This is a genomic window from Flavobacterium sp. (assembly GCF_044368625.1).
In the GTDB taxonomy this organism is placed as follows: domain Bacteria; phylum Bacteroidota; class Bacteroidia; order Flavobacteriales; family Flavobacteriaceae; genus Flavobacterium.
Map to the genome: position 1 here is coordinate 1 of NZ_JBIPPD010000310.1, position 2862 is coordinate 2862.

At 33.6% G+C, this 2862-nt stretch carries 5 protein-coding genes and 1 pseudogene; all 6 read right to left on the reverse strand.

Going from position 1 to position 2862, the window contains the following annotated elements; all coding sequences use genetic code 11:
• A pseudogene (locus tag ACIQ2X_RS15395) lies at positions 1-666 on the reverse strand (hypothetical protein); the annotation flags it as partial.
• Between the two features lie 121 nt (positions 667-787).
• Complete coding sequence (locus ACIQ2X_RS15400) at positions 788-1159, reverse strand: hypothetical protein (protein ID WP_396179852.1); 372 nt, start codon at positions 1157-1159, stop codon at positions 788-790.
• The gene (locus ACIQ2X_RS15405; protein ID WP_396179853.1) at positions 1146-1508 is read right to left on the reverse strand and encodes a hypothetical protein; all 363 of its coding nucleotides are present in this window, start codon (positions 1506-1508) and stop codon (positions 1146-1148) included. The genes ACIQ2X_RS15400 and ACIQ2X_RS15405 overlap by 14 nt, the downstream gene beginning before the upstream one ends.
• Positions 1509-1521: 13 nt before the next feature.
• On the reverse strand, positions 1522-1854 hold the full coding sequence (locus ACIQ2X_RS15410; RefSeq protein WP_396179855.1) for a YtxH domain-containing protein: 333 nt from the start codon (positions 1852-1854) through the stop codon (positions 1522-1524).
• A gap of 99 nt (positions 1855-1953) precedes the next feature.
• Positions 1954-2604: a porin family protein gene (locus ACIQ2X_RS15415; protein WP_396179856.1), complete on the reverse strand. Its 651-nt coding sequence runs from the start codon at positions 2602-2604 to the stop codon at positions 1954-1956.
• A 24-nt stretch (positions 2605-2628) separates the two neighbouring features.
• Positions 2629-2862: hypothetical protein (locus ACIQ2X_RS15420; RefSeq protein ID WP_396179857.1), on the reverse strand; the 234-nt coding region annotated here is incomplete at its 5' end.

The following is a 2862-nucleotide window of genomic DNA, read 5'->3' on the forward strand; positions in this document are numbered from 1 at the left end:
AAAGTTTCGATCTGTAAGTTGAAAACGTGAACGATTTGGCGATACAGATATTCTTGGAATAATGCTCCAAGAGTCTAAAACTCGAACAGTAACATCGACAGAATCGGCACTTGTTTCGGCTATTTGGGCAGTTATAAAAACCTCACGCACAAAGCGTTGATTTCGAATCAAACGTTCGGTTTCTCGAACCAATAATGAATCTAGCGGAGTGTTTTTTTTGAGCAAAGTTAGATTTCGGATTGCAAATTCTTTGGATTTTAAGTGCATCGTGTTGCCGGCTTCTTCTGCCCAATTTTTAGGTTTTCTAGTAGTATCTGTTACCGAATATCCAAAGGGGTCTAAAGTTTGAATATTAATTTTACGGATTATTTTGCCTTCGTATTTTTTATATTCACGATTTTTGGGACGTCGGATAGGATTAGCATTTTTAGTACTCGTCCGTTCAAACATTGCTTTATGAAGCAATCGACCTACTTTGCTTTTTTCGCTAAACTTTTGGATATTTTGGTATAAAGTGGTGTCTTTTTTTGTTTTGGGAACTTCAATAATTTTCTTTTTTACTTTAGTTTCAGTCGTGTCTTTTTTTGTGTTTTTTTCCTGCGCCAAAATACTGTTTGTAAAAAACAGTACAATCATAAGTATAAAAAAAGACAGCGTAACTTTCATTTGCGATTTTAGCGTAAGGATCTTGTAGCCATTCGAAAAGACAATCGGTTTACAAGTCCAAAAGGTAAAAGTGTGTAAATATAAAAAACCGATTTTTTATTTAAAAATCGGTTTCAATCTGTTATAAGGTTTTGTTGTCCTCTGAGTCAGGGAGCTTTTTTATAACAATTCCAGAAACGGCAGCCTGGACCGCCATACCTAAGAGGTGTTTAAAAATTCCTGCTTTTGGACCAATTATAAGTTTTTTGGTAATAAAGCCAGTTGCAAGTCCAATTCCTGTTTTCAATAATCCATTTTTGAAACCAGCTGAAGTTACCGTTTCTCCTATATTTGATAATCCTTCGTGTAATTTTTCTTTAACAATGTTTACAGGATTGATTTGATCTAAAGTAAATTCGGCGTGTTTTTTAAGAATTTCCAATTCCAATACACGTTGTGCTTCCATATTTCGGATGGCTTCGGCCAGGCTTTTATCGCTGTTAATGTTGTACATTATCTTTTTCTTTAAAAATTTGCTTAATTAGGAAATCATTGATTCGCGCTTCTAACCATGCTTTACGGTTTATTGAAATGATAATTGCAACAATGCCGTAAATTCCAGCCAATGCAAAGAATCCATAATAACTAGCTCCTAATAATTCACCTAAATACAAAGCCAAACCTATTGAAAGGAGTATAAAAAATAAAGCAATAATAACAGCTATAACCAAACTCGATGCGATTGTTGCAAAAACATCGGTCATTTTATCTATAGCTTTCAATCGGTATAACTCTAAAGTGGTTTTGATATACGATTCCACTTTTTCGAAAAGCGTTTCTATTAATATTGCTTTATCCTTCATAATTTTAATTTAACTATTTAATTTGATTTGCAGCTCTGATTTTAGCTTCATGTGCTAAATCTTTACCGTCTTCGTAAAGTCTAGCTCCTTCTGATTTCGCTTCTTGTGCAAGATCTTTTCCTTCTTCAAACAAGTGTGACGCTTCTTTCTTAGCGCTTTCAAATTTAGAAGAAAGGGAACTAATTACTTCTTCATATTTGTTTTTTATTTCGTCAACAGAATCTTTACTTCTTTTGGCAATTTTTTTTCTAGTTTCTGTTCCTTTTTCAGGAGCAAATAAAATTCCTAGTATTGCACCTGTTGCTAATCCTGCGATTGCACCTAAAACTACTTTTCCTGAACTCATAATGCTGATTTTTAAAATTAATATTTTTTTTTCAATTAGCGAAAGATATAGCAGTCTTTCGCTTTTTTTTCTTTTTCATTAACAATTTTTCCCACCCAATTAGAATCGGTATCCTAAAGTAAGTTGCAACAATTGATTTTTATAATTGATGTCACTTGTACTGTTGTCTTTGTTTACTTTGCTTAAATCCCAAGACCCGCGAGCGGAGATTAAGAAATTTTCTACTGTAAAATCAATACCTGCCGAAAGGCCTAAAGTTGCTCGATTATTATTATCGTCAAAATCTTCTTCGTTAATGGCACTAAAACCGTTTAACTCATATTTAGTGCTTAACAAATAGGACAGTTGTGGTCCAGCAAGAAGACTGATATTTGGCGTAGGTTTAATTTGCAAATGAATTGGCACATCTAAATAGTTGGATGTGATGCTACCGTCTAAAAAAGTTCCTTCGGTTTTAAAACCTTTTTGAGAGTACATCAATTCAGGTTGAATACCAACAAGTTTACTCAAAGGTATCGAAACAAATACACCACCTGCGAAACCTACTTTTCCGTCGGCAACAAATCCGTCTCCACTTTCGCTGTAAACATTGGAATAGTTGGCACCCGCTTTTATACCCACTTTTAATTCTTCTCTTGCATCCATATCATAGGTGGAAGAGTTTGTTTGAACTTGTGCAACAGTTGTTTGGGTTGCAAATAAAGCTGCTGCGAATACGGGAGCGATAAATAATTTTTTTAATACTGTCATAATAATTGAAATTTGATTTGAAAATTAATTTTGGTTGTCTAATTCTTGAAATTCACGTTCTAATGCGTCTGCATTTTCTTTTAAGTCATTTTTAAAAGTGTCGTAACTTGATGAGTCGTAAGTCGTATAAGCCTCTAATTTTGCACTTAAAGCTTCGTTTTTAATCTGTAAGGCGTCAATTCGAGAAGTATAATCTTCTTTTTCTTTGGATGTTCCTTTGATTTCCTTAACTCTTAAGTCACGAATTTTTTTATTGTT

What these genes read in the sequence shown, in the direction of transcription:
- ACIQ2X_RS15400 (WP_396179852.1), bottom strand. Translation starts at nt 1,159, where the DNA reads ATGTACAACATTAACAGCGATAAAAGCCTGGCCGAAGCCATCCGAAAT.
- ACIQ2X_RS15405 (WP_396179853.1), bottom strand. Translation starts at nt 1,508, where the DNA reads ATGAAGGATAAAGCAATATTAATAGAAACGCTTTTCGAAAAAGTGGAA.
- ACIQ2X_RS15410 (WP_396179855.1), bottom strand. Translation starts at nt 1,854, where the DNA reads ATGAGTTCAGGAAAAGTAGTTTTAGGTGCAATCGCAGGATTAGCAACA.
- ACIQ2X_RS15415 (WP_396179856.1), bottom strand. Translation starts at nt 2,604, where the DNA reads ATGACAGTATTAAAAAAATTATTTATCGCTCCCGTATTCGCAGCAGCT.